The following is a 26,587-nucleotide window of genomic DNA, read 5'->3' on the forward strand; positions in this document are numbered from 1 at the left end:
TTGAAACGGGAAAGATCAGGGTGCGGGGCGCAACGCGCCCAGGCGCTGGACCAGGCTGGCCTGCGACAGTTCGCCCAGGCGCGTGTCGACCAGGCGCCCTTGCGCGTCGAAGAACAGGGTGGCGGGCAAGGCGCGGTGGCCGAAATACGCGCCGGCCTGCGCGCCGGGGTCGAGCAGTACGTTGCGCAGCGGCATGCCGAGTTCCCGCAGGTAGGCGTTGACCTGTTGCGCGCTCTCGCCCTGGTTGACGAAGACGAAGTGCACGTCGGGCCGGGCCGCCTGCATGCGTTGCATCATGGGCATATCGCGCCGGCACGGCGGGCACCAGCTGGCCCAGAGGTTCAGCACCACGGGCTGGCCGGCGAAGGCGGCCAGGCTGCGCGGCGCGCCGTCGGGCGTGGCCAGCTGCAGCGGCGGCATGGCCTTGGTGGCCGCGGGTGCGCCGATGCCCAGCACGGCCGCCCCGACTGTCCATGCCAGGGTGGCGGCCGCCAGGCCGGCCAGCAGCGGCCGGCGCCGTGGCCCGCGGCGCCGGGCGAACCACAGGCCGCAGGCCCAGGCGCCGGCGAAACCGGCCCAGGCCAGCCGCCGTCGCGGATGTCCAGCACGTCCCATGGCGATTGCAGATAGGCCTCGCGGTGGCACCAGACGAACGCCAGCCGCGCCGCCAGCAGCCCGGCCAGCAGGACCCGCATCAGCGGCAGCTCGTCCGCGCCGGCCCGGCCAGCCTGCCAGCGCGCGGCCAGGCTGCCTGCCGCCACGCAGGCCAGCATCAGCAGCAAGGCGACCGGCAGCGTCAAGGGGCCGACGTGCACCATCGCGCTCATGCCTGCCACCCCGTGCGCCACAGCAGCACTCCGGCCACGACCACGCACACCAGCGCGCCATGCCCAGCACCGCGGCGGCGACGAAGGTCCAGGCGGCCGCGTCCAGGGTCAGGCCGCCGGCCACGGCGTGGCCGACGGTGACCGCCGAAATCAGCGCGATGACCATCAGCGAGGTGGAAACGATGGCGTGCATCGGGGCATCGCTGAACTGGCGCAGCGCCGGCACGATGATGAAGCCCCCGCCCACGCCCAGCAGGCCGGTGAACAGCCCCGAAATCGCCCCGATGCCGCCCAGCGTGGCGGCGGCGCGGGGCGTCCAGACGAATTTGCCGGTTTGCGGCGAGATGTGGCAGGGCCGCTCGGCCTGCGCCTGGGCGCCGGCCGGCGCGGCCAGCGACTGGCGCAGCATGCGGCCGGCAACCAGCAGCATGACCATGGCGAACAGGCCGCTCAGCCAGGGGCCGGGCGCCAGCCGGGCCAACTGGGCGCCCCAGGGCGCCGCCAGGCCGCCGACGACGGACATCAGGGCGGCGGCCTTGTAGCGCACCGTGCCGCGGCGCAAGCCTTCGGCGCTGCCGACCGCGGCGGCCAGCCCGACCGCCATCAGGGCGACCGGCGCGGCCTGGGGCATGTCCATGCCCAGGCCCAGCACCAGCGCCGGCACCGCCAGGATGCCGCCGCCCGCCCCTGTCAGCCCCAGGGTCAGGCCTATCAATATGCCCAGGAATCCGCCTGCCATGCCGCCCGCCAAGTATTATTACCAAAAGAAATAAGCAAATTATTATAAATAATCTAGAAAGACGGATCAATGCGCCGGGACGGTATGTGGACGGCCGTTTGCCTTGTTGCCCGTCGGGATTGTCGGAGCGCGTGCCGCGTCTCGATCGCGGGCAGGAGGATGGGCGTGGCGATGCGCCCCCTGTCGACGCCGGATCGGGCGGGCCGGCCGGCCCGGGGCGCGCGGCCCGATTGGTTAAACTGCCGTCTTTGCCCGCGCCGCCAGGCGCGGGCCGGTTTACCGATTACGGCAATGTCCAACACGCACGAAGTCCGCCCCGGCCAGTCGATCGAACTGCTCAAGGCCCTGCACATCCTGACCCGCGACGGCAAGATGAACCAGGACAGCCGGCGCAAGCTCAAGCAGGTCTACCACCTCTACCAGTTCATCGAACCGCTGCTGCAAAGCGCCAGGGACGCGCGCGGCGCCGTCACCCTGGTGGACCACGGCGCGGGCAAGTCGTACCTGGGCTTCATCCTGTACGACCTGTTCTTCAAGGACCGGCGCGACGCCTCGCACATCTACGGCATCGAGACCCGCGCCGAACTGGTCCAAAGCGCGACCGAACTGGCCGCGCGCCTGGGCTTTGGCGGCATGTCGTTTCTCAACCTCTCGGTGGCCGATTCCATCGCGTCGGAACAGCTGCCGCCGCGGGTCGACATCGTGACCGCCCTGCACGCCTGCAACACCGCCACCGACGACGCCATCCGCTTCGCCCTGGCCAAGCAGGCGCAAAGCATCGTGCTGGTGCCCTGCTGCCAGGCGGAAGTGGCGGCCGTGCTGCGCAAGAACAAGGCGCGCGCCCTGGCCGACCCCATGGCCGAACTGTGGCGCCATCCGCTGCATACGCGCGAATTCGGCAGCCAGCTCACCAATGTGCTGCGCTGCCTGCAGCTCGAGGCCCATGGCTACCAGCTCAGCGTGACCGAGCTGGTGGGCTGGGAACACTCGATGAAGAACGAACTGATCATCGCCCGCCACCAACCCGACAGGCCGCGCCGCGAGCCCGCGCGCCGCCTGCGCGAAATGCTGGAACGCATCGGCCTGCAGGAGCTGAGCGAGCGCTTCCAGGTCCCCGCGCAACCCTGATCCGCCGGCCGCGCCGCCGCGCAAACCCGCGCGCCTGGGAATAACCCTAGCTGTGAAGATTCAATAGGTTGTATGCATGGTTCATCCGAACCGGATTTGAGAAACTGGAAATCGCCACCCCCCCAGTTCACTCAAGGAGCCCGGCCGGATGAACACCCATAAGCATGCCCGATTGACCTTCCTACGTCGACTCGAAATGGTCCAGCAATTGATCGCCCATCAAGTTTGTGTGCCTGAAGCGGCCCGCGCCTATGGGGTCACCGCGCCGACTGTGCGCAAATGGCTGGGCCGCTTCCTGGCTCAGGGCCAGGCGGGCTTGGCCGATGCGTCCTCGCGCCCGACGGTCTCGCCCCGAGCGATTGCGCCGGCCAAGGCGCTGGCTATCGTGGAGCTGCGCCGCAAGCGGCTGACCCAAGCGCGCATCGCCCAGGCGCTGGGCGTGTCAGCCAGCACCGTCAGCCGCGTCCTGGCCCGCGCCGGTCTGTCGCACCTGGCCGACCTGGAGCCGGCCGAGCCGGTGGTGCGCTACGAGCATCAGGCCCCCGGCGATCTGCTGCACATCGACATCAAGAAGCTGGGACGTATCCAGCGCCCTGGCCACCGGGTCACGGGCAACCGACGCGATACCGTTGAGGGGGCCGGCTGGGACTTCGTCTTCGTGGCCATCGATGACCACGCCCGCGTGGCCTTCACCGACATCCACCCCGACGAGCGCTTCCCCAGCGCCGTCCAGTTCCTCAAGGACGCAGTGGCCTACTACCAGCGCCTGGGCGTGACCATCCAGCGCTTGCTCACCGACAATGGCTCGGCCTTTCGCAGCCGCGCCTTCGCCGCGCTGTGCCATGAGCTGGGCATCAAGCACCGCTTTACCCGACCTTACCGCCCACAGACCAATGGCAAGGCCGAACGCTTCATCCAGTCGGCCTTGCGTGAGTGGGCTTACGCTCACACCTACCAGAACTCCCAACACCGAGCCGATGCCATGAAATCCTGGCTACACCACTACAACTGGCATCGACCCCACCAAGGCATCGGGCGCGCTGTACCCATCTCCAGACTCAACCTGGACGAATACAACCTATTGACAGTTCACAGCTAGCGATGCAGCGAAAAGGGCGATCCGCCTGGCGCCGAGGTATCGGGCCGCGGCGGCGCATACTTGCCGCGGTCGAACTTGGGCACCGAGCCCAGCGTGAACGCCATATCGCCGCCGGCCCAGTGCTCGTCGCGCAAGACCCGCAGCCCCGTCACCGGATCGCGCTGCAAATGGCCCGACACCCCATCGGCGGCCGCCAAGCCGCCCGGCGACACCGCGATGACGGAGCGGTGCACCGCATCGTAGTGGTCGCGCTCCAGCCGCCCGCCGCTGACCACCAGCGTAGGCCGGGTGCTGGTCGAAAGCAGCGCCGGCGCCGACACCCCCGCCGAGCCGCCGTCGCGGTCGCGCCGGTCGGCCAACTGTTCGGCGCGCACCCGGCCGCCCACCTGCACGCGGCCCTGCCCGGCGGTCGACACCAGGTCGGCGCCGATCAATTGCGCATCGCCCGCCACGCGCACCGACAAGGGGCCGCCCGCGGCAATGCCCGTACGCTGCGCCACGATGGCGCCACGGTCGTGGCCGTGGCTGAACGACACCCCGACCTGCGCCACCGGCTGCGGCTTGAATCCGTTGCCGGTCGACGCATGCGCGCCGGCCGCCGCCATCCAGTCTGCCGACGTGTGGCTTTCGTCATGCACATCCTGCACGCTGGCCATGGACAGCGCGCCGCCGACCTCGACCCGCGCGCCTTGCGCGGCCTGCACGCGCGCGCCCTGCATGACCAGGTCGCGCGCCGCCTGCAGATGCACATTGGCGGCCCGCACGCCCGTCCGGCCATGCGTGTGCCGTTCGGAGGCCGCGTGCTCATGGTGCCCGCTCAGCCCCGCCGTGCCGCGGACATAGGCGTCGCCCTTGACGAGATTGGCGCCCATGGCCAGGCGGGCGTCGAGCGACAGGCTGTGCGCGTCGCGCGTGCGCTGCTCGCGCGATTCGGCCGACCGCATGCGCAACGCGCCGGCCGACCGCAAGTCGACCTCGCGACCACCGTCAAAGCGTACGCCGGCCAGGGCCATGTCGCCCGCGCCGCTTTCGATGCGGGCATTGCCGCCCACGTGCGTCAGGTTCTCCGAGGTGGCGTTGCGGCTCTCGTTCCACCACTCCGTCCGCAGGCTCGCGCTCAGCGTGCTGCTGATCGTATCGGCCATGACGCTCTGGAACGCCGTGCTCAACGCCTGGCCGAACATCAGGCCGCCGTCGATCCCCCTGCCGTCCCCGGCCTGCGTCAGGCTCCGGCCCAGCCGGCTGCTGGTCACCTGCGGATTGACGCTGCCATCGACGCCCAGCTCCAGTCCGACGCGCCCGCCGCTGCGCACGGTGTGTTCGGTATCCACGTACTTGGTGGTGCGCACCTCGCCGCCGCGCAGCCGCAAGCCGGGTTCGCCTTCTGCGCCGCCGCCGTAGCGGTCTCGATTGATGTCGGCGCCGCCGAAGTCCAGCACGCCGCCGACGGCGAGCAAGCCATCGCCCAGGCGCAGGTCGGCGTTGCGGTACGTCTTGCGCGACGAGGCGCTCTTCTCCCAAACGCTTTCCCAGCCGACCCGGGCGCTCGCGCTGGACGCCGCGCCGCGCCCGGCATGGCTGCTGACACCGCTTTCGCTGCCCAGGCTGAAACCCGCCTCGTAGCCGCCCGCCCCCACCTTGCCGCCGAGAAACAGCTGGCGCACCTCCTTCTCATGCTCGGCGTGCGCGAAATCCGCGGCGGCCTTGAACCTCGCGTCGCGGGCCACGGACAGGTTCGTATGCGCGGCATCGACCGAACCGCCTTCGATCTCCAGGTTCTGCATCTTTCCTTCCAGCGTGCCGGCTTCGATGCGCGTACCGTAATGGTTCGCGCGCGCCGACTGGCTGGTTTCCGTCGTCGACGACAGGATGGCGAACAGGCTGCCCAGCGGCGTCGAGCTCCTGTTCTCGTAGCTGGACGCCGCCTCGTACACGCCGCCCAGCTTGACGTCATCGACATCCAGCTTCACCTTGCCGCCCTTGAGCGTCGCGCCGGCCGTCTCCAGGCGCTTGGCCTCGATATGCAGCTGGCCGCCTTGCGCATCCAGGGCGCCGTCACCGCGCGCCGCCAGCCTGCCCTTGCCGTCGTACCGCATCGAGGTCGCGACCTTGACCGTGTCGGCCTTGAGCCTGACATCCTTGCCGCGCAGCTTGCCGCCCTCGATGCCGATATCCCGGCCTGAGACGTCGACCTCGTCATCGGCCTCGATGCCGCCGCCCGCCCCCTTGCTGTCGGCCACCACGACCTTGCCCTTGCCCGCGTCCACCTTGACGCTCCTGCCCTGGATCAGCCCGTTGACCGAACTGACGTCATGGCCGTCCGTATTGACAGTTACGTCGCCGCCGGAGGCAATCAGCGCCCCGCCGCCGGCGTACTGATCCATGATGCCCTGGCGCGTCGCCTCGGTCAGGTACAGCCGGGGAGCGAGGACCTTCTGGCCGTCGATCACGGTATCCACGTACCAGACGAAATCGCGGTCCGCCAGCTTGAGCTGCTGCGCGGTCGGCGCGACACCCACCTTCAGGCCCAGCGCCTTGCCGACCGTCCCGGCCGACTCCATCAGCCTGGCCACCAACGCGTCACCGCGCACGGGCAGGCGGCTTTCGTAGCCGCCCAGGGCGCGCCGCACCTGCTCGCGCACCAGCGTGGTATCGAAATAGTTGTCGCCCGCCACGCGCGTGGCGCGATCGGGCTGGTAGCCGATCTGCTCGAAGAAGTAACCCGAACCGTAGAATCCGCCTTGGTCGAGATACTTGATGCGGGTTTCGATCAGTGGCTGCGGCAAGGCCACGGCGGGCGCCACCGGCTTGCGGGGTACGTCCCGCAGGGCCGCCGGATCCGCGTCGCCCTGCGGCGCCGGCATGGCCGCGGGCACGGCAACGCTCGACGCGGCAGGCTGATCCCCGACGCGCGCGAACAGATGCCGATTGGCCAGCACCGCCTCCAGCGCGCCATCGATATCCAGGCGCGTTTCCAGCCCCAGGCCGCGCAGCGCATCGAACGAGCCGCCGGAGGTCTCCACCTTGTGCTCGCCGATGCGCAACGTGTCGGGCCGTCCCCGGTTGCGCGCGGCATTCTCGCCATTGCGCAGGTACCCGTCGGACAGCGTCACCCCCTTGCCCGCGGCCAGCACCGTCTGCACCTGGGGGTAGAACGTCAGCGGCGCGCCGCGCCGGCCGGCCTTGAAATCGTTCCAGCGCTGCACCAGTACGGGATGGGGCTGCGCGCGCCAATCCGCCCCCAACGCCGCCGACAGCGCGCGCGCCAGCAACGCGCGCCCGGGCGTGGCCGGCGCCAGCTGGATGCGGTCCACGGCCTGCTCATACTGCTTGCGCAAGGCCTGCGCCCTGGCCGGCTCGTCATCGCCCAGGCGCGCCAGCGCCGCGGCGTAATCGCCGATGACGCGATCGAGCGCAGCGGTTTCCGTATCCAGACCGGCCAGCCTGTCCGCGCCGTAGCGCGCCGCCAGGATCTCGCGCACCTGGCGTTGCGCCTCGCCATATGCCTCGGCGGCGCGCGCCTGGGCCCGCGCCGCCTCGTATTCGCGCAGCGCCTCCCGGTAATCGGCCAACGCCTGGCGGGCGGCGGGCGAGTCCGCACTCCCATCCGGCAGCGACAACTCGGGCTTGGCGGGCACGGGCGGCGCCTGCGGCGGCGGCGGACTCACGTAGCCCAGATCGAGATTCTTCAGCGTATTGGTGGCCCAATCCGTATACGTATCGTAAAAGCCCCAGATGGTTTCCCAGCGGTTTTCGCCCACCAGATAGTCGAGCAGCTCGTACAGCGTGCGGAATGACCAGTAGGCCGGCGTCAACGCGGCGCGGCTATCGGTCACTTTCAGTTCGATCGCGGCCGCCAGCGGCGTGCGCAAATAATCCGCCAGGGACACTTCCCGCGACAGGGAACGGTTCTCCACATCGCCGTCGATGTAGGCATGCCCGACGGCCTGGATCGTGCCTTCGTTGCGCAGATGCCCCCTGCGCCCCGGCCCCAGCTCCCGGTTCACGTACAAATCGCCGCCGCTCTCGATGCGCGATTGCCCCGCCTGCAGCGCCACGTCGTAGAACGGCGCCGCCACCGCCGCCCCGTTCCCGTAGCGCAACCGATAGTCCAGATACGCGAGGCCGCGCCAGAAACCATAGCCACCGCCGCCCACCGTATTCTCGCCGGCGTGCCGTACATGGCCGGTCAGCGTCGCCCGGTTCTCGATACGCGCGGCATCCAGACGCAGATCGCCGCCCGCCCGCACGCTGCCCAGATCGTTGATGAGCGTGTCCCGCGCCGCCAGCCGCATGCCGCCCCCGGACTCGATCAACGCCGCCTTGCCGTTGGTGATTCGGCGCGCCCGCAGCGCCATATCCGCCCCCGCCCACAACAAGGCGCCGGCTGCGTTGTTCAGCGCCCCGGACGCCGAGGCCAGCTTGAGGTTCCCGCCGGCGACGATGGCCTGCCTGTTGTCGATATCCCCCTGCGTTTGCACGTCCAGGCTGCCCGGGACGCCGATTTCGGTGTTGACGCGCAACGACCTGGCCTTGACGCGCAAAGCGCCTAGCGCGACGGGCAGGATATCGGGGGTGTCGATCACGAGGTCGCGGTCCGTGCCCCGCGCCAGCGCAAGCGTGGCATTGCCATCGGCATGGATCGAGCCCGTATTGGCGTAGTCGTCCACCGCCAGCTCGATATCGTTGCGCGCATCGAGCCTGCCCGGATTGCGCAGCTCGCGGCCTTCGACGATGCGGATGTCGTGGCCGGCGGCGACCTGGCCCGAATTGCGCAGTTGCGGCGATCGCAATCCGACGTCGTGGCCGGCGGCCGCCACGCCATGGTTGTCGATCCGTGCCGCCCGCAGCGTGAGGTCGCCGCCGGCCTTCAGGCTGCCGCGGTTTTCCAGCGCCGCGCCGACCGTCGCGGCGAAGTTTCCGCGCGCCTCCGCCTGCGCGGCGTTGTAGAACGACGCGGCGCCAAGCACGATGTCCTGGTTGGACAGCAAGCGGCCGGCGTTGCGCGCCGCCCCGCGCACAGCGATGTCGACACTGCCGGCGGACAGCAGGCCGCCTGCCGCATTGTCGAACGACGCGGCCGTGACGGCGAGGCGGTCGCACGCGCTCGCCATCCCCGTGTTCGACAGCGCCCCGCCCGCATCGAGGCGGACCGGGCCGGCCAGGCCCAGCCTGCCGGCCAGCGTCATCTCCTGCCGCGCGACGAGCGCCGTCGCTCCCCTGCCCTGGCGCAGCGCCCCGGCGATTCCGATGGTTTGCGCCGACACGGCGTACTCGCCGTCCAGCGAGGCCGTGCCGCGCTCGGCGTACCGGCCTGCGATCTCGGCCCGCATGCCTCCCTGCCCCAGCGCCAGGCTGCCCCGGTTGTCCCAACTGGCTGCCTGCACGAGGAGGCGTTCGCCGGCGATGGACGAACGCGCGCTGGCGGCCACCACCGGCCGCTGTTCCGTCCGTCCGGAAATTTCCACGCCCCGCTCGGCGGCCACGACGCCCGCCTGCGCGACCGACTCCGCCGCCTTGATCACCAGCCCCTGCGCGCCGGCCTCGCCGCCCAGGCTTTGGATGGTGCCGAGGTTTTCTATCCGGCCGGCCTCGATACGCTGCGTGCCGGCCGAATCGATCAGGAACTCGTTTTTCAGGACCGCGCCGACCTGGAGTTCGCCGCGCCGGCCGGCCGAGATATACCCCTTGTTCCGCGCGTCGCCGCGCACCCTGAGCGTCAGGTCGCTGCCTGCCCCCTGCTTGCCGCCGTTGCCCACGCCGCCGCCGAAATTGACGAACGTGCCGGCTTCGACCAGTACCGCGCCGCTCCTGGCCGCGATGACCGCGTCGGAAACCACCGACTCTTCGTCGTGCACGGTTTCGGCGATTTCGTCGGCGATCCGCACCCATCCGTCGACGACTTCGATATGCCGTCCAGGCACCACCGCGCCCGCCTCGTCCAGCGCGCGCAGCGTGCCATTGAGAAACAGCACGTCCTGGACCCGCAGCGCGACGGATGGCCGGCCCCCGTCCGGCCGGGCTTGCCGCGCCCGCGGCGTGATCCCGCTGCGCAGGCTCGCGTGTTCGAGCACGGCGGCACGCGCGCTTGCCGCGACCATGCCCTGGTCCGCCGTGACGTCATTGCGCAACAACAGCACGCCATTGGTCGCGTCGATGGTGATGTCTCCTCGCACGGCCACGCCCTGGCCCCGGCGGCCCTCGCCCACGCGCACGTCGTCGCGCGCGTGGATCTCGACGCCGCCGCCGTGCGCCTGCGCCCCGACGGCGGCCAGCGCGCCGACATGCACGAACGCGCTGCTGTCGATGCGCGCCTGGCCCGCGCTGCCCGTGCCCAGCGTCACGCCCGCGCCATCGACGCGCAGCGCGCCGTCCGTCTTGGCGGCTTCCAGCGCCACCTCCCCGCCTGCCCGCACCGAGAGTGCGCCGCGGCTTTGCAAGGTACCCAGTTCGGCCCGGCGCGCCGTATCGATCGAGATGCCGGCAAGACTGTCTGCCGCGCCCACGCGCAAGGCCCCTTGCGCTCGCGCATCGAGCGGCCCGTCTGCCCGCAGGCGCTGCGCCTGCAAGGCGCCGCCGGCATGCAGCGACAAGGCGTCGCCACTGGTGGCCGTGCCCACCTGTACGGCGCCTTCCCCCGCAATACGCATGGCGCCGCCCGAAGCCAGCGCGGTCGCCGCCACCGCCCCCCCTGCATCGACGGCCAGGTGCCCTGCGCCCGCCGTTGCCTCGCGCAGGCGTATCTCGCCGCGCGACGACACCGTAATCGCCCCGGGCGAGGACACCGCGCCACGCTGGCGCACGCCCACGCCCGAGTCGCTCGACAACAGCGTGATGCGCGCGCCGTACATCGCCCCCGCCGCCGTGCCATCGATGGCATAACCGGAACCGCCGCTGCCGGCCGAGCCGGCCAGCGGCGTCACGCTGCCGTTGGCCGGCTCGAACCGGTTGCGTCCGGCCACCACGGCAAGCGCCGCGGCCCGCGCGCCGGCGCCTGCGGCGACCGGGCCATCCAGGCTGACGGTACGCGCCACCAGATCGAAGTAATCCAGCCCGCTGGTGTTCACGCCCGCGCCCGCGACCGCGATATGGCCCGCATCCACGTCCAGCCTGAGCCGGCCGCCTTCCGTCACGGGCCGGCCCGTGCTGAGCGTCAGCCGGCCGGCGTTGAGCGTGACCAGTCCGTCGACGCTGAGGCCGTTCGGATTGGCGACGATCAGGTCCGCGCGCCGGCCGAACACCTCCAGCGCGCCGTGCAGGCGGCTGGGACGCGTCCCCGTGATCTCGGTCAGGATGGCCGTCGCCGCCTGGCGCAGGCCAGGGTTGCGATTGAGGTAGCCGGCCAACTGCGAGCGGCCCTCGGTCAGGCTGTTGTTGAACACCAGGCCCGGCGGCCCGACGTCGAATTCGCGCAGCCGGTTGTGCGACAGGCCGTTAGCGTCCGGGGCGACGATATCGATGACCGGCACGCCGGATGGCGAGCGATGCGGCGCAGCCATCGCGCCGCACGCCAGGGCGGCTCCCGCCGCGGCCAGCGCGCGCCGCAGCCGCCGGCCGGCCCCGCCACGCCCGCGCCGCGCGGCGCGGCGCCGGGGCGCCACCGGCACATACATGGCGCGACATTCGCTATAAACCAATCGAAAGCTAAACGCGTTCATGTTGTCTCCTAATGTCGTTATGTAGGCCTGATCGGCGTCGTGGCCCAATCAGCATAGAGACGCCGTCCACACTTCAACACACCCGAAGAAAACTCACGCAAACAAACAAGTAAACCCCTATCAACTACCAACCAATTTGCCTACCTACAACTTCCAGAATGAATTTAGGACTGACAGAACGGGACAATAAAAAACGGCCTTTCTCGCGAAAGGCCGTTCGTAGGGAGCGCAGCGAAAGGCTTACTTCAGCCAGACGCGCGCGTTACGGAAGATGCGCATCCAGGGACTGAACGCGCCGCCGGCATCGCGCTCGCCCCATTGCGCCGGCGCCCACGACATCATGACGTTGCGGGTCACGCGCTCGGGGTGCGGCATCATGACCGTGAAGCGGCCGTCGGCCGTCGTCACCGCGGTCAGGCCGCCGGGGCTGCCGTTGGGGTTGAACGGATAGGTTTCGGTGGCCGCGCCATGGTTGTCGATGTAGCGGACCGCCATCAACGCGCGCGCCGCATCGCCCTGCTGGGAGAAGTCGGCGTAGCCTTCGCCGTGCGCCACGGCCACCGGAATGCGCGCGCCCTCCATGCCGGCGAAGAAGATAGACGGCGAAGCCGTGACTTCGACCAGCGACAGGCGCGCCTCGTACTTCTCGGACTGGTTGCGGGTAAAGCGCGGCCAGTGCTCGGCGCCGGGGATCATGGGCGCCAGCGCCGCCATCATCTGGCAGCCGTTGCACACGCCCAGCGCAAAGGTGTCGGGGCGGGCAAAGTAGGCCGCGAACTGATCCGACAGTTTGTCGTTGTAGCGAATGGTGCGGGCCCAACCCTCGCCGGCGCCCAGTACGTCGCCATAGCTGAAACCGCCCACCGCCACCAGGCCCTGCATGCCGGCCAGGTCGATGCGGCCCGACAGGAGGTCGGTCATGTGCACGTCGATGGCCTCGAAGCCGGCCGTGTCGAACGCCCAGCCCATCTCGACCTGGCTGTTGCAGCCCTGCTCGCGCAGAATCGCCACGCGCGGCCGCTTGCCGGTGCCGATGAACGGGGCCGCCACGTCTTCCTGCGGATCGAACGCCACGCGCGGGGCCAGGCCCGGATCCTTGGCGTCGTTCCAGACGTCCAGCTCGGCCTGCGCGCAGGCCGGGTTGTCGCGCCGCGCCATGATGCGGTAGCTGACCTCGCTCCAGGCGCGGCCCAGGTCGGCGCGCGGCTGGCTCCAGACCTTGCGGCCGTCGCGGTAGAACTCGACCTCGTCGGCGCCGTTCAGGCCGCCGATGACATGCGAATGCGCGGACAGGCCGGCGCCGCGCAGCACTTGCATCACCGCGTCGCGCTGCGAAGCCGGCACCTGGATGACCGCGCCGGCCTCTTCCGAGAACAGCGCCTTGAGGGTGAGCTCCTCGCGCTGCACCGCCACCTGTTCGGGACGGATCTTGTAATCGCCCCAGTCGGCCGACTGCGGATCGAAGGTGAGCATGTCCAGGTTGACCGACACGCCGGTGCGCCCGGCGAACGCCATTTCGGCCAGCGTGGCGAACAGGCCGCCGTCCGAGCGGTCGTGGTAGGCCAGGATGGTGCCGGCCTCGGCCAGCGTGCGGATCGTCACGAAGAAGGCGCGCAGATCCTGCGGCGCGTCGATATCGGGCACCGTCTCGCCGACCTGGTTATAGGCTTGCGCCAGGATGGAGCCGGCCATGCGGTGCCGGCCGCGGCCCAGGTCGATCAGGATCAGCACCGTATCGCCGGCATCGGTGCGCAGCTGCGGGGTCAGGCTGGCGCGCACATCGCCCACCGGCGCGAACGCCGTCACGACGAGCGAGACCGGCGCCACCACCTGGCGCTGCTCGCCCACCTCGTCCCAGGACGTCTTCATCGACAGCGAGTCCTTGCCCACCGGAATCGACAGTCCGACCGACTGGCACAGCTCGCTGACCGCCGACACGGTGTCGTACAGCGCGGCATCCTGGCCGGGCACGCCGCAGGCGGCCATCCAGTTGGCCGACAGCTTGATGTCTTCGAGGCGCGCCACGTCGGCGGCCGCCAGGTTGGTCAGCGCCTCGGCCACCGCCATGCGGCCGGAAGCGGGCGCGTCCAGCATCGCCAGCGGCGTGCGCTCGCCCATGGACATGGCTTCGCCGCGCGTGCCTTCGAAATCGGCCAGCGTCACGGCGCAATCGGCCACCGGCACCTGCCACGGACCGACCATCTGGTCGCGGCTGGACAGCCCGCCCACGGTGCGATCGCCAATGGTGATCAGGAACGACTTGTTCGCCACCGTCGGATGGCGCAGCACGCGATAGGCCGCCTCGGTGAGATCCAGGCCGGCCAGGTCGAGCGGCTCGCTCACGCCGGGCAGGCGCTGCACGTCGCGCGTCATGCGCGGCGGCTTGCCCAGGATCACGTCGATGGGCACGTCCACCGGACGCACTTCGTTCTCGCCTTGCGCGCGGATCGTGTCCAGCCCGGGCAGGCCCTCGCCGTCGACCACGCGCAGCTGGCGCTCTTCGGTCGCCACGCCGACCACCGCGTACGGGCAGCGCTCGCGCCGCGCGATGGCGTCGAAGCGCTCCAGGTCCTGCGGCAGGATCGACAGCACGTAGCGCTCCTGCGACTCGTTGCTCCAGATCTCGGCCGGCGACATGCCCGACTCTTCCAGCGGCACGCGCTTGAGGTCGAAGATCGCGCCGCGGCCGGCGTCATTGACCAGTTCGGGAAACGCGTTGGACAGGCCGCCCGCGCCCACGTCGTGGATCGCGACGATGGGGTTGCGCTCGCCCTGCTGCCAGCAGCGGTCGATGACCTCCTGCGCGCGGCGCTCCAGCTCGGGGTTGCCGCGCTGCACCGAATCGAAGTCCAGTTCGGCCGAATTGCTGCCCATGCTGATGCTGGAGGCGGCGCCGCCGCCCATGCCGATGCGCAGCCCCGGGCCGCCCAGCTGGATCAGCAGCGCGCCCGGCGGAATCACTTCCTTGTGCGTGAGGCCGGCGTCGATGCTGCCCAGGCCGCCGGCGATCATGATGGGCTTGTGGTAGCCCCAGCGCGTGCCGCCCGCGGTCTGTTCGAAGGCGCGGAAATAGCCCAGCAGGTTGGACCGGCCGAACTCGTTGTTGAAGGCGGCGCCGCCGATCGGGCCATCGATCATGATGGACAGCGGCGAGGCGATGCGCTCGGGCAGGCCGTGGTGGTCGTTCTCCCACGGTTGCAGCGCATCGTCGAAGCGCAGGTGCGAAACGGTAAAGCCGGTCAGGCCGGCCTTGGGCTTGGAGCCGCGGCCCGTGGCGCCCTCGTCGCGGATTTCGCCGCCGGCGCCGGTGGCCGCGCCCGGAAACGGCGCGATCGCGGTCGGGTGGTTGTGCGTCTCGACCTTCATCAGGGTGTGCACGGTGGTGTCGCGGCGCACGTAGCGCGCGGCCTGCGCGCCCTCGCCGGCCACGCCCGGCACGCCGGCCTGGAAACGCTGCGCCGGACCGCCTTCCATGATGGCGGCGTTGTCCGAATAGGCCACCACGGTGCCGGCCGGCTGGGCCTTGTGGGTGGCGCGGATCATGCCGAACAGGGTGTTGGACTGCTCCTGCCCGTCGATGACCCACTGCGCGTTGAAGATCTTGTGGCGGCAGTGCTCGCTGTTGGCCTGCGCGAACATCATCAGCTCGACGTCGGTCGGATCGCGCCCCAGGTCGCCGAACGACTGCGCCAGGTAATCGATTTCGTCTTCGGACAGCGCCAGCCCCAGCGCCACGTTGGCCTGCTCCAGCGCGGCGCGGCCCTCGGCCTGCACCGCCACGGTGCGCATCGGCTTGCCGGCCAGCGTCTCGAACAGCGCCTGGCCGTCGAACGCGCCGTCGACCACGGTCTCGGTCATGCGGTCGTGCAGGCAGTCGGCCGCGCGCGCCAGCATGTCGGCGTCGAACGACTTGGCGCCCAGCAGGCCGCGTTCGGGCGTCAGCGCGTAACGCACGCCGCGCTCGATGCGGCGCACGGCGTCCAGGCCACAATTGTGCGCGATATCGGTCGCCTTGCTGGCCCACGGCGACATCGTCCCCAGGCGCGGAATGACCAGCAGCTCCAGGCTCTTGGCCGGCGTCTCGGCGGCCGGCGTGCCGTAGTCCAGCAGTTGCGCCAGACGCGCCTGCTGTTCGGCCGGCAAGGCGCTGTCGGTATGGATGAAATGCTCGTAGCGCGCGGAGATATCGGCAACCGGCAGGCCGGCCTTCTTCAGTTGCGCCAGCAGGCGCTCGCGGCGGAAAGCGGAAAGGACGGAGGAACCGGGCAGATGCTGGACAAGGGACACGATGCGGGCGCCGTTAGGAAAAAGGAGGAATCAAAACATGATTTTACCTTTTTGCCGGGGTTTACCCGTGGTAACCCCATAACCCGCCGCAAAACCGCGCCGTGCCGTCCTGTCGCGCCGGAGTTACAAAATAATTCCATCTATGGCCGCCCGATTTTGTGCGTTGCAATATAGACGACTCACCGAGGTTGAAACCCGGACGAAAGTCTTCGAAAAGAGAATGGCCAGGTTTGCATGCTGCGACGCAGCATGTTGCAAACGCCCCGCACCACGGGAAAACACGAACTAACGCCATGGCGAGCCGACGGTAGGATGCAGCCTCTCATATTGCCTGCGCTTTGCTCCACGCTGTTGCCAATGCACCGCCCCGACGCATCTGACGAGCCCGTCGAACCCATCATCCCCCCGGAAGCCGATCCCGCCGTCAAGGTCCCGCTGGCGCTGGAAGACTGGCTCGCCGTCATCCTGCTGGCCGCGCTGGCCATCATCACCTTCCTGAACGTGCTGGTGCGCTACCTGACCGACCAGTCCTTCGCCTGGACCGAGGAGATCTCCGTCTTCCTGCTGATCGTGCTGACCATGGTCGGGGCGTCCATGGCGTTCGTGCGCAACCACCATATCCGCATCGAGATCCTGGCCGACAACGGCTCGCCGCGGCGCCAGTACCTGATGGCGCTGACCGCCCACAGCCTGGTCGTGTTCTTCTTCGCGCTGCTCACCGTGCTGTCGGCCCGGCTGGTGTACGACGAGTTCCGCTACGAGGAAACCTCGCCCGCCATCGGCGTGCCGACCTGGTGGTACTCGATCTGGATGCCGCTGCTGGCGGCGGTCATCACGCTGCGCGTGGCCGGCGCCGCGCGCCGGCTGATCGCCCGGCACAAGGCCGAGACATGATCGCGGCGCTGCTGTTCGCCGTATTCATCACCCTGATGCTGATCGGCGTGCCGGTCGGCGTGGCGCTGGGCCTGGGCGGCACGGTCGCCATCGTGCTGTCCAACCTCGATGTGTCCTGGTTCGGCCTGCTGGCCGTGCCGCAGAATTTCTACGCCGGCCTGGCCAAGTACCCGCTGCTGGCGATTCCCATGTTCGTGCTGGTGGGCTCGATCTTCGACCGCTCGGGCGTGGCCAGGCGGCTGGTCGACTTCGCCGTGGCGCTGGTGGGCCGCGGCCCGGGCATGCTGCCGCTGGTATCGATCGCGGTGGCGATGTTCCTGGGCGGGATTTCCGGCTCGGGTCCGGCCTGCGCGGCGGCCGTGGGCGCGGTGATGATCGCCGCCATGTCGCGCGCCGGCTATCCGGCGCCCTACTCGGCCGCCGTGGTCGCCGCCGGCGCCGCCACCGATATCCTGATCCCGCCTTCGGTGGCCTTCATCATCTATTCGGTGCTGGTGCCGGGCGCCTCGGTGCCGGCGCTGTTCGCCGCGGGCATGGTGCCGGGCATCCTGGCCGGCTTCGCGCTCATCATTCCTGCGGTCTGGCTGGCGCGCCACCATAGCATGGGCGCACGCGAAGCGCACCTGCCGCGCCCGCCGCTGTGGGCCAGCCTGCGCGAGGCGTCCTGGGGCCTGGCCGCGCCGGTGCTGATCCTGGGCAGCATGCGGATGGGCTGGTTCACCCCCACCGAAGCCGCGGTCGTGGCCGTGTTCTACGGCCTGTTCGTGGGCATGTGCATCCATCGCACCATCAAGGTACGCGACCTGTTCGTGATCCTGCGCGAGGCCGCCGAACTGTCGGCCGTCATCATGCTGGTGGTGACGCTGGCCGGCATCTTCGCCTGGGCCCTGTCCACGCTCAGCGTGATCGACCCCATCACGCACGCCATCGTCAATTCCGGGCTGGGCGAATGGGGCGTGCTGGCGCTGCTCATCATGCTGCTGATGACCGTGGGCATGTTCCTCGACGGCATCTCCATCTTCCTGATTTTCGTCCCGCTGCTCATGCCGATCGCCAATGCCTATGGCTGGGATCCGGTCTGGTTCGGCGTCATCCTGACGCTGAAAGTGGCGCTGGGCCAGTTCACGCCGCCGTTGGCGGTCAACCTGATGGTTTCCTGCCGCATCGCGCGCGTGCCGATGGAGTCCACCGTGGGCTGGGTGGTCTGGCTGCTGGGCGGCATGTTCCTGGTGCTGGTGGCCGTGCTGATCTTTCCGCAACTGGCGCTGTGGCTGCCGCACCGGCTGGGATATTGATGAATACGGGGGAAAGGGCAGAAGCCGAAGGCTCGCCCGCCATTTTCGAGCAACCGAGCACGACACGAGGAGACAACCGATGAAATTCCGCAATATCGTGGGCGCCGCCCTTTGCGCCGCTTTCGCGCTGGGCGTGGCGCCGGCCCAGGCCCAGAACTACAAGTCCGAATACAAGCTGTCCATCGTGGTGGGCACCACCTTCCCGTGGGGCCAGGGCGCCGTGATCTGGTCCGACCTGGTGCGCGAGCGCACCGAGGGCCGCATCAATATCAAGGTCTATCCGGGCACCTCGCTGGTGCAGGGCGACCAGACCCGTGAATTCACCGCCATCCGCCAGGGCGTGATCGACATGGCCGTGAGTTCGACCATCAACTGGTCGCCGCAGGTCAAGCAGCTCAACCTGTTCTCGCTGCCCTTCCTGATGCCGGACTATGCCGCCATCGACGCGCTGGTGCAGGGCGAGGTCGGCAAGGAGGTCTTCAAGCTGATCGAAAAGGCCGGCGTGGTGCCGCTGGCCTGGGGCGAAAACGGCTATCGCCAGCTCAGCAACTCCAAGCACGAAATCAAGACGCCGGCCGACATGAAGGGCCTGAAGCTGCGCGTCGTGGGCTCGCCGCTGTACATCGACACCTTCACGGCGCTGGGCGCCAACCCCACGCAGATGAGCTGGGCCGACGCCCAGCCGGCGCTGGCCAGCGGCGCGGTGGACGGCCAGGAGAACCCGCTGTCTATCTACACCGGCTCCAAGCTGTACACGGTGGGCCAGAAGTACCTCACCCTGTGGAACTACGTCGCCGACCCGCTGATCTACGTGGTCAACCGCGAGGTATGGAACTCCTGGTCCGAGAAGGATCGCGAGATCGTCCGCCAGGCCGCGCTGGACGCCGGCAAGCAGCAGATCGTCATCGCCCGCAAGGGCGTCACGCCCGAAGACCCATCGCTGCTGAAGGAAATCGCCGGCCACGGCGTTACCGTCAGCAGCCTGGACGCCGGCCAACACGCCGAATTCGTGGCGGCCACCAAGCCGGTCTATGAAAAGTGGAAGAAGCAGATCGGCGCCGAACTGGTCGACCTGGCCGAGAAATCGATCGCGGCCCGCAAGAAATAAGCAGCAGCCCAAGGGGAACGGCGGCGCAAGCCGCCACGCAAGGCAGGGGCGCACAACCCTCCAACCCAACGGACGCCGGCCAAAAGCTGGCGTCCGTTTCTTTTTCCTCCCGGAGCCTGTCCCCACGGGGACAGGCTCCCCGTCACACGCCACGAACGCTAGCTGTGAAGATTCAATAGGTTGTATGCATGGTTCATCCGAACCGGATTTGAGAAACTGGAAATCGCCACCCCCCCAGTTCACTCAAGGAGCCCGGCCGGATGAACACCCATAAGCATGCCCGATTGACCTTCCTACGTCGACTCGAAATGGTCCAGCAATTGATCGCTCATCAAGTTTGTGTGTCTGAAGCGGCCCGCGCCTATGGGGTCACCGCGCCGACTGTGCGCAAATGGCTGGGCCGCTTCCTGGCTCAGGGCCAGGCGGGCTTGGCCGATGCGTCCTCGCGCCCGACGGTCTCGCCCCGAGCGATTGCGCCGGCCAAGGCGCTGGCTATCGTGGAGCTGCGCCGCAAGCGGCTGACCCAAGCGCGCATCGCCCAGGCGCTGGGCGTGTCAGCCAGCACCGTCAGCCGCGTCCTGGCCCGCGCCGGTCTGTCGCACCTGGCCGACCTGGAGCCGGCCGAGCCGGTGGTGCGCTACGAGCATCAGGCCCCCGGCGATCTGCTGCACATCGACATCAAGAAGCTGAGACGTATCCAGCGCCCTGGCCACCGGGTCACGGGCAACCGACGCGATACCGTTGAGGGGGCCGGCTGGGACTTCGTCTTCGTGGCCATCGATGACCACGCCCGCGTGGCCTTCACCGACATCCACCCCGACGAGCGCTTCCCCAGCGCCGTCCAGTTCCTCAAGGACGCAGTGGCCTACTACCAGCGCCTGGGCGTGACCATCCAGCGCTTGCTCACCGACAATGGCTCGGCCTTTCGCAGCCGCGCCTTCGCCGCGCTGTGCCATGAGCTGGGCATCAAGCACCGCTTTACCCGACCTTACCGCCCACAGACCAATGGCAAGGCCGAACGCTTCATCCAGTCGGCCTTGCGTGAGTGGGCTTACGCTCACACCTACCAGAACTCCCAACACCGAGCCGATGCCATGAAATCCTGGCTACACCACTACAACTGGCATCGACCCCACCAAGGCATCGGGCGCGCTGTACCCATCTCCAGACTCAACCTGGACGAATACAACCTATTGACAGTTCACACCTAGCGGGGCGAATGCGCGGATATCGAGGCAGCTTGGGCCAAATCCCATAGGCTGACGAACCCGCCCCTCGATGGCAGCCCAAACCCTTACAACGTAAGTGGTTCCCGCCGTCGTCCGTGCCTGATATGGCGAAGGCACACCAAATTCCTACACATCCATCAGCCCCCCCCGAGGCGTCTAATAATCTTGCACACACATTGTCCCTGGATCCCTTCTTTACTCCAGCCTGTATGCAAGCCAAAACGTTCCTCCTGGGCGCGGCGCTCGCCGGCGTCGCGCTCGCCGCCCATGCCGAAGACGGCACCATTGTCATTACCGGCACGATCACCGACCAGACCTGCACGATCGAGGACCCGAGCCCCGGTTACATCAAGGTCGTGCACCTGCCCACGATCTCCAAGAGCGCGCTGAAGAACGCCGGCGACGTGGCGGGGCGCACTCGCTTCGATATCAAGCTGAAGGACTGCCCGACCACCGTCAACACTCTCAAGCTGTACTTCGAGCCCGGCCCCACCACGGATTACGGCACCAAGGATCTGAAAGCCTATAAGCAGGCTTGGTACGTCGACGCCGCAACGCTGCTCAAATCGCCGCCCAGTGTGACCGAAGCCAAGGGGGTGCAGATCCGGCTGATGAACCTGAACGGCAAGCAGATTCCCATGGGCGAGACCGAGCCCAACCAGCATGCCGCGGCATTTTCCGGCACCATGCAAGCCGGCCAGGCGAAGAAATCGTTCACCTTGCACTACCTGGCCGGCTACGTGAAGAAGGCCAGTGGAGAGGTCGAGGCGACCATGCTGACCACCTACGTGGGCTTTTCGGTCGTCTACCCCTGAAACGGCAACGCCGGCCATGGCGGCCGGCGTTGCGCCCTGCGAACCCGCCGCGATCAGCGCGGCCGCTTGTCGATGACGCGCCGCGCCTTGCCCGTCAGGGTACGCTCGACGAAGCCCGTGTCGGCAACCTGCACGCGGGCGCTGACGCCGATGTATGACTTGACCGCATGCTGCAGCTGCTTGCCCAGGCCGGCGCGCTCGGCCTCGGTCAGGGTGGAGAATTCGGCGCGTACCTCGGTGAGGATTTCCAGCTCGTCCAGGTTGCCCGAGCGCGACAGCACCAACTGGTAGTGCGGCGCCAGCTGGGCGATCTTCAGCACCAGCTCCTCGACCTGGGTCGGAAACAGGTTCACGCCCCGCACGATCAGCATATCGTCGCTGCGGCCGGTGATCTTGCCGATGCGGCGCATGCTGCGCGAGGTGGGCGGCAGCAGGCGCGTGAGGTCGCGCGTACGATAGCGGATGATGGGCATCGCTTCCTTGGTCAGCGATGTGAACACCAGCTCGCCCGGTTCGCCGTCGGCCACCGGCTCGCCGGTATCCGGATTGACGATCTCGGCATAGAAATGGTCTTCCCACACGACCGGGCCATCCTTGGTTTCGACGCATTCGCTGGCCACGCCCGGCCCCATCACTTCGGACAGGCCATAGATATCGACCGCGTCGATGCCGCCCTCGGCCTCGATGTCCGCCCGCATCTGTCCTGTCCAGGGCTCGGCGCCGAAAATGCCGATGCGCAGCGAGCTTTGGCGCGGGTCCATGCCCTGGCGGCGCTGTTCCTCCAGGATATTGCAGTAATAGGACGGCGTGACCATGATGATGTCGGGCCGGAAGTCGTTGATCAGCTGCACCTGCTTCTCGGTCTGCCCGCCCGACATGGGCACCACCGTGCAGCCCAGCCGCTCGGCGCCGTAATGCGCGCCCAGCCCGCCGGTGAACAGCCCGTAGCCGTAGGACACTTGCACGATGTCGCCGGGCTTGCCGCCGGCCGCGCGGATCGAGCGCGCCACCAGGTTGGCCCAGTTGTCGAGATCGCGCGCGGTATAGCCCACCACGGTCGGCTTGCCGGTGGTACCGCTGGAGGCATGCACCCGCGACACGCGCTCGCGCGGGACGGCGAACATGCCGAAGGGATAGTTGTCGCGCAGGTCCTGTTTGGTGGTGAACGGAAACCTGGCGATGTCGGACAGCTGCTGCAAATCCTCGGGGTGCACGCCAGCCGCGTCGAATGCCTTCTTGTAATGGGGCACGTTCTGGTAGGCATGGCTGAGCGTCCACTTGAGCCGCTCCAGCTGCAAGGCCGCGATCTCGTCGCGGCTGGCGTGCTCGATCGGATCCAACCCCGGCTTGCTCATGGTGGTGGACATGATGGTTTGTCTCCTGAAAATTCCAGTTGCCGGCGGCGCGTTGCCGGCCGCCCTTTTCTTGTCTTTGCGCCGCCTCAGTCCTGCGGCGGCTCGCCCACGACCTGGCCGCGGATCCGGTACGAGCGGCCACGGAATACCGCCACCGAGCGTCCCTGCTGGTTGGTGACGGTCACGTCGTAAATGCCGGTGCGGCCGGCCAGCGACCGCTCCTGCGCCACCGCCGTCAACACGTCGCCCTCCAGGCCCGGGGCCAGGTAATCGATGGTGCAGCCCGACGCCACGGTGCTGACGTTGCGCGAGTTGCACGAAAACGCGAACGCGCTGTCGGCCAGCGCGAAAATAAAGCCGCCGTGGCAGGTCTTGTGGCCGTTGAGCATGTCGGCGCGCACCGGCATGCTCAGCTTGGCGTAGCCCGGGGCGATTTCCACCACCGTCATGCCCAGGCCCTGCGACGCCGCGTCGCCGGCATACATCGTGGCGCCCACGGCGCGTGCCAGTTCGTGCGGATCGCTGGGCACGTCTACGGCAGGAACATGCGCGTTCATTATTTCCCCTTGAATTGCGGTTCGCGTTTATCGAGAAATGCCGCCACGCCCTCGGCGTAGTCGGCGCTGCGGCCCAGCTCGCGCATCATGTCCCGCTCCAGGTCGAGCTGGGTGGACAGATCGTTGCCCAGGCTGGCCTGCAGCGCGCGCTTGGTGAACGCCAGGCCCTTGGTGGGCGCCTGCGCGAAATGGGCGGCCAGTCCGTCGAGCGCGCTGTCGAACTCGTCATCGGCCACGCATTGCCAGATCAGGCCCCAATCCTGCGCCTGCCGGGCGCTCAGCTTGTTGCCCAGCAGGGCCAGGCCCGCGGCGCGGGCGCGGCCGACCAGGCGCGGCAGCGCGAAAGTCCCGCCGGTGTCGGGGATCAACCCCAGCCTGCAGAACGATTGGATGAAACTGGCGGACTCGCGGGCGATCACGATGTCGCCGGCGAGGGCCAGGTTGGCGCCCGCTCCGGCGGCCACGCCATTGACCCCCACCACCACGGGCAGGGGCAGCGCGGCCAGGCGGCGCACCAGCGGTCCGTAGAATTTCTCGACCGTCTCGCCCAGGTCGAGCGGCGCTCCGTCGGCCGTGGGGCGGCGTTCGCTCAGGTCCTGGCCGGCGCAAAAGCCGCGGCCGGCGCCGGTCAGCACCAGCACGCGGGCGCCCTCGCGCTCGATCCGGCCGAGCGCATCGGCCACCTCGCAGTGCATGCGGGCGGTGAAGCTGTTGAGCTTGTCCGGGCGGTTCAGCGTCAGGCGGGCCACGCCGCCGGCCAGCTCGAACAGGATGTCCTGGTAGGTCATGGCTGCCCCCTCAAACGTGGCGGCGGGTTTGCACGACGCGGAACCGGTTGGCGACGAACGCCGAATCGGACAGCGCGGCATTGGCGGCCGGGTTGGCGCCGGTGCCATGGAAATCGCTGAACGCAGCGGTCTGGTTCACGAACACGCCGCCGGTCAGGTTCAGCGACAGCGACACGCCGCTGTGCTCGGCCATGTCCTGCACCCGGGACGCGACCGCCTCGTCGGTGGTATAGGCCGACAGGCTGAGCGCGCCATGCTGGCGCACGCTGGCGCCGGCCAGCTCGATGCTGTGGGCGGTGGAATCGGTGGCGACCACGAAGGCGATCGGCCCGAACCACTCCTGTCCGAGCGCGTCGTTGCCGGCGTCGGCGCGCAGCAGCAGCGGCGTATGCACGCGCGCCTGCTCGAATTGCGGGTGCGCCAGCGCCTTGCTGTCGGCCAGCACCGGCAGGCCCAGCTGGCGCGCCTTGCCGATGCGCGCCACCGTCGCGTCGTTCTGGACCGCGCCGGTCAATTCGACCGCCTTGGCCGGGTCGCCGGCCAGCTTGTCCAGGGCGGCTCCCAGCGCCGCGGCCACCTCGTCGAAGCCGACCCGGCCTTCGGCGGTCTGGATGCCGTCGCGCGGCACATAGATATTCTGCGGCGCCGTGCACATCTGGCCGGAATACAGCGCCAGCGAGAACGCCAGATTGCGCGCCACGCCCTTGAGGTCGTCGGTGGAATCGATGAGAACCTGGTTGACGCCGGCCTTCTCGGTGTACACCAGGGCCTGGCGGGCGTTCTGCTCCAGCCAGTTGCCGTTGGCGCTGCTGCCGGTGAAGTCGACGATGCGCACCGCCGGATCCAGCGCCAGGCGCTGCGCGGTGTCGTCGCCGGCGGGATGCGCCGCCAGCAGCACCACGTCGGGGTCGAAGCCGGCCTCGCCCAGCACCTCGCGCGCCACCTGGACGGTGAGGGCCAGCGGCAGGATGGCGCCGGGATGCGGCTTGACGATGACCGTGTTGCCGGTGGCCAGGCTGGCGAACAGGCCCGGATAGCCGTTCCAGGTGGGGAAGGTCGAGCAGCCGATCACCAGCGCGATGCCGCGCGGCACCACGGTGAAGCGCTTTTCCATCTTGATGGGGTCGTGCTTGCCCTGCGGCTTTTCCCAGAGCGCCACCCCGGGGATGCGCGACATTTCCTGCCAGGCATAGGTCACGGCCTCGACGCCGCGGTCCTGCGCATGCGGGCCGCCGGCCTGGAAGGCCTGGCCGGTGGTGTGCTGCACGGCGTGGGCCATCTCGAAGCTGCGGCGGTTCAGGCGCTGGAGGATCTCCAGCGACACGCCCACCCAGGCGCGCGGCCCAGCCCGGCGCCATTGCTCCAGGGCCTTGGACGATGCCGCGACCAGCGCTTCGGGCGCGACCTGCGGATAGGTAATACCCAGTTCGAAGCCGAACGGCGAGACCTCGCCCCCCACGGCGCCCGAGGCTTGCGGCAGGTCCAGCGCGAACGGCTTGCCGCGCAGCGCCTCGAACGCGGCCTGGCCGTCCTGGGCGGCGGTTTCGCCGTAATTGCGCGGGCTGGGCGACTCGGGGAACGGGCTCCAATAGCCGCGCTGCGCGGCGGCTTCCAGCGCTTTCTGCAACATGGGCTGGTGGCGTTCAAAGAAATCTTGGGACACTGCGCTATCTCCGTGATGAATAGTTGTATTGCGTCGCTGGCCGGGACGGCTCAGGTTTCCTGGTCGAAGTCGATGACCAGCCGATCGCTAACCGGGTAGCTCTGGCAGCTGAGCACGAAACCGCGCGCCACTTCGTAATCTTCCAGGGCGAAGTTGGCGTCCATGTCGACTTCGCCTGCGACGACCTTGCAGCGGCAGGTGGAACACACCCCGCCCTTGCACGAATAAGGCAGCTCGACGCCTTGCGCCAGCGCCGAATCGAGCACGCTATCCTTGTTCTTGTCGATGAAAAACGTACGGCTGTGGCCGTCCTGCACGACCGTGACCTCGCACTGGCCCTTGCCGGGCGCGGCGGGCGCGTCGCGTCGCGTCCGGTGCGCAGCGCCCGCGGCCCCTTGGGCGCGCCGAACAGCTCGAACTTGATATGCGACTTGGGCATGCCGCGCGCCTGCAGGTGCTCGACCACGCTCTCGATCATGGTCTGCGGACCGCACACAAAAGCGTAATCGATATCGCCGGGCCGCATCCAGGCGGTGAGCAGTTGATCGACTTTATCGCCGTCCAGGCGACCATTGAACAGCTCAATGTCCTGGCTTTCGCGGCTCATGATGTAGACCAGCGAGAAGCGCTCCATATAGAGGTTCTTGAGGTCTTCGATTTCCTCGCGAAACAGCACCGAGGACGAGGCGCGGTTGCCGAAGAACAGCGTGAAGCGGCTGCGCGGTTCGGCCGACAGGGCCGACTTCACCAGCGAGAACACCGGCGTGATGCCGCTGCCCACCGCGAACGCCACATAGTGGCGCGCGTTGTCCGGGTCGAAGTCGACGGTGAAGTTGCCCGCCGGCGGCATCACTTCCAGGCTCTGGCCGGGCTGCAGCTCGTGGTTGGCCCAGTTGGAGAACACCCCCTCGTCGACCTTCTTGATGGCCACGCGCAGCACGCCGTCGCCCGGCGCCGAACAGATGGAGTACGAGCGGCGCACCTCCTCGCCGTCCAGGCGGGTGCGCAGGGTCAGGTACTGGCCCGGCCGGAAGCGGAAGTCGCCGGCCAGCTCGGGCGGCAGGTCGAACGTGACCACCACGGCGTCGCGCGTGTTGCGCGCCACCGAAGCGACCTTCAGCATATGGAATGGATTGTGGCTCATG

At 68.7% G+C, this 26,587-nt stretch carries 14 protein-coding genes and 1 pseudogene; 7 read left to right on the forward strand and 8 right to left on the reverse strand.

The genetic code is table 11. The annotated features are described in order from the left end of the window. Positions 1–15: 15 nt before the first annotated feature. On the reverse strand, positions 16–1,566 hold the full coding sequence (locus BN118_RS21370; protein ID WP_227914975.1) for a TSUP family transporter: 1,551 nt from the start codon (positions 1,564–1,566) through the stop codon (positions 16–18). 291 nt (positions 1,567–1,857) lie between these two features. Between BN118_RS21370 and BN118_RS11895 the strand changes: the two genes are divergently transcribed. Both BN118_RS11895 and BN118_RS11900 read left to right on the forward strand, forming a co-directional pair. Beyond that, on the forward strand, positions 1,858–2,694 hold the full coding sequence (locus BN118_RS11895) for a class I SAM-dependent methyltransferase (RefSeq protein ID WP_003816860.1): 837 nt from the start codon (positions 1,858–1,860) through the stop codon (positions 2,692–2,694). A gap of 148 nt (positions 2,695–2,842) precedes the next feature. Beyond that, positions 2,843–3,793: an IS481-like element IS481 family transposase gene (locus BN118_RS11900; RefSeq protein WP_005012067.1), complete on the forward strand. Its 951-nt coding sequence runs from the start codon at positions 2,843–2,845 to the stop codon at positions 3,791–3,793. Here BN118_RS11900 and BN118_RS11905 read toward each other — a convergent pair. After that, a complete protein-coding gene (locus BN118_RS11905; protein ID WP_014905880.1) occupies positions 3,790–11,451 on the reverse strand; it encodes a two-partner secretion domain-containing protein in 7,662 nt (2,553 codons plus the stop codon). The two genes, BN118_RS11900 and BN118_RS11905, sit on opposite strands and share 4 nt — an antisense overlap. Positions 11,452–11,691: 240 nt before the next feature. Further along, on the reverse strand, positions 11,692–15,738 hold the full coding sequence (gene purL / locus BN118_RS11910; RefSeq protein ID WP_010931067.1) for a phosphoribosylformylglycinamidine synthase: 4,047 nt from the start codon (positions 15,736–15,738) through the stop codon (positions 11,692–11,694). A gap of 312 nt (positions 15,739–16,050) precedes the next feature. On the opposite strand from purL, the gene BN118_RS11915 reads away from it, so the two are divergent. The 5 genes from BN118_RS11915 to fimX all read left to right on the forward strand — a co-directional run bounded on the left by BN118_RS11915 (position 16,051) and on the right by fimX (position 21,079). After that, positions 16,051–16,632 (forward strand): TRAP transporter small permease, encoded by a 582-nt coding sequence (locus BN118_RS11915; RefSeq protein WP_003816847.1) that lies wholly within the window; start codon positions 16,051–16,053, stop codon positions 16,630–16,632. Beyond that, the gene (locus BN118_RS11920; protein ID WP_010931068.1) at positions 16,629–17,927 is read left to right on the forward strand and encodes a TRAP transporter large permease; all 1,299 of its coding nucleotides are present in this window, start codon (positions 16,629–16,631) and stop codon (positions 17,925–17,927) included. The genes BN118_RS11915 and BN118_RS11920 overlap by 4 nt, the downstream gene beginning before the upstream one ends. A 79-nt stretch (positions 17,928–18,006) precedes the next feature. Next, positions 18,007–19,035: a DctP family TRAP transporter solute-binding subunit gene (locus BN118_RS11925; RefSeq protein ID WP_014905881.1), complete on the forward strand. Its 1,029-nt coding sequence runs from the start codon at positions 18,007–18,009 to the stop codon at positions 19,033–19,035. Between the two features lie 260 nt (positions 19,036–19,295). Further along, a complete protein-coding gene (locus tag BN118_RS11930) occupies positions 19,296–20,246 on the forward strand; it encodes an IS481-like element IS481 family transposase (RefSeq protein WP_014905882.1) in 951 nt (316 codons plus the stop codon). Positions 20,247–20,473: 227 nt separating this feature from the next. Further along, entirely contained in the window at positions 20,474–21,079 is a 606-nt protein-coding gene (gene fimX, locus BN118_RS11935) for a fimbrial major subunit FimX (protein ID WP_010931071.1), read from the forward strand. A 53-nt stretch (positions 21,080–21,132) separates the two neighbouring features. Here fimX and paaK read toward each other — a convergent pair whose 3' ends face one another. From paaK to paaE, 5 genes and pseudogenes are all read right to left on the reverse strand, one after another. Continuing rightward, on the reverse strand, positions 21,133–22,446 hold the full coding sequence (paaK, locus tag BN118_RS11940; protein ID WP_014905883.1) for a phenylacetate--CoA ligase PaaK: 1,314 nt from the start codon (positions 22,444–22,446) through the stop codon (positions 21,133–21,135). Positions 22,447–22,520: 74 nt separating this feature from the next. Then, a complete protein-coding gene (gene paaI, locus BN118_RS11945) occupies positions 22,521–22,991 on the reverse strand; it encodes a hydroxyphenylacetyl-CoA thioesterase PaaI (protein WP_003813284.1) in 471 nt (156 codons plus the stop codon). Continuing rightward, entirely contained in the window at positions 22,991–23,779 is a 789-nt protein-coding gene (gene paaG, locus BN118_RS11950; protein WP_010931073.1) for a 2-(1,2-epoxy-1,2-dihydrophenyl)acetyl-CoA isomerase PaaG, read from the reverse strand. Before paaG ends, paaI begins: the two co-directional genes overlap by 1 nt. 10 nt (positions 23,780–23,789) lie before the next feature. Further along, positions 23,790–25,442, reverse strand: a complete 1,653-nt coding sequence (paaN, locus tag BN118_RS11955) for a phenylacetic acid degradation protein PaaN (RefSeq protein ID WP_010931074.1) — start codon at positions 25,440–25,442, stop codon at positions 23,790–23,792. A gap of 50 nt (positions 25,443–25,492) precedes the next feature. After that, positions 25,493–26,586, reverse strand: a pseudogene (paaE, locus tag BN118_RS21240) (1,2-phenylacetyl-CoA epoxidase subunit PaaE). Position 26,587: the final 1 nt, after the last annotated feature.

It is taken from the genome of Bordetella pertussis 18323 (genome assembly GCF_000306945.1).
Classification (GTDB): Bacteria; Pseudomonadota; Gammaproteobacteria; order Burkholderiales; family Burkholderiaceae_B; genus Bordetella; species Bordetella pertussis.

Excerpts from the sequence above, each read along its gene's own strand:
- paaK (WP_014905883.1), bottom strand. The coding sequence starts at position 22,446 with ATGTCCACCACCATGAGCAAGCCGGGGTTGGATCCGATCGAGCACGCC.
- BN118_RS11930 (WP_014905882.1), top strand. The coding sequence starts at position 19,296 with ATGAACACCCATAAGCATGCCCGATTGACCTTCCTACGTCGACTCGAA.
- BN118_RS21370 (WP_227914975.1), bottom strand. The coding sequence starts at position 1,566 with ATGGCAGGCGGATTCCTGGGCATATTGATAGGCCTGACCCTGGGGCTG.
- BN118_RS11925 (WP_014905881.1), top strand. The coding sequence starts at position 18,007 with ATGAAATTCCGCAATATCGTGGGCGCCGCCCTTTGCGCCGCTTTCGCG.
- BN118_RS11900 (WP_005012067.1), top strand. The coding sequence starts at position 2,843 with ATGAACACCCATAAGCATGCCCGATTGACCTTCCTACGTCGACTCGAA.
- BN118_RS11905 (WP_014905880.1), bottom strand. The coding sequence starts at position 11,451 with ATGAACGCGTTTAGCTTTCGATTGGTTTATAGCGAATGTCGCGCCATG.
- BN118_RS11915 (WP_003816847.1), top strand. The coding sequence starts at position 16,051 with ATGCAGCCTCTCATATTGCCTGCGCTTTGCTCCACGCTGTTGCCAATG.
- paaG (WP_010931073.1), bottom strand. The coding sequence starts at position 23,779 with ATGACCTACCAGGACATCCTGTTCGAGCTGGCCGGCGGCGTGGCCCGC.
- fimX (WP_010931071.1), top strand. The coding sequence starts at position 20,474 with ATGCAAGCCAAAACGTTCCTCCTGGGCGCGGCGCTCGCCGGCGTCGCG.
- paaI (WP_003813284.1), bottom strand. The coding sequence starts at position 22,991 with ATGAACGCGCATGTTCCTGCCGTAGACGTGCCCAGCGATCCGCACGAA.
- BN118_RS11920 (WP_010931068.1), top strand. The coding sequence starts at position 16,629 with ATGATCGCGGCGCTGCTGTTCGCCGTATTCATCACCCTGATGCTGATC.
- BN118_RS11895 (WP_003816860.1), top strand. The coding sequence starts at position 1,858 with ATGTCCAACACGCACGAAGTCCGCCCCGGCCAGTCGATCGAACTGCTC.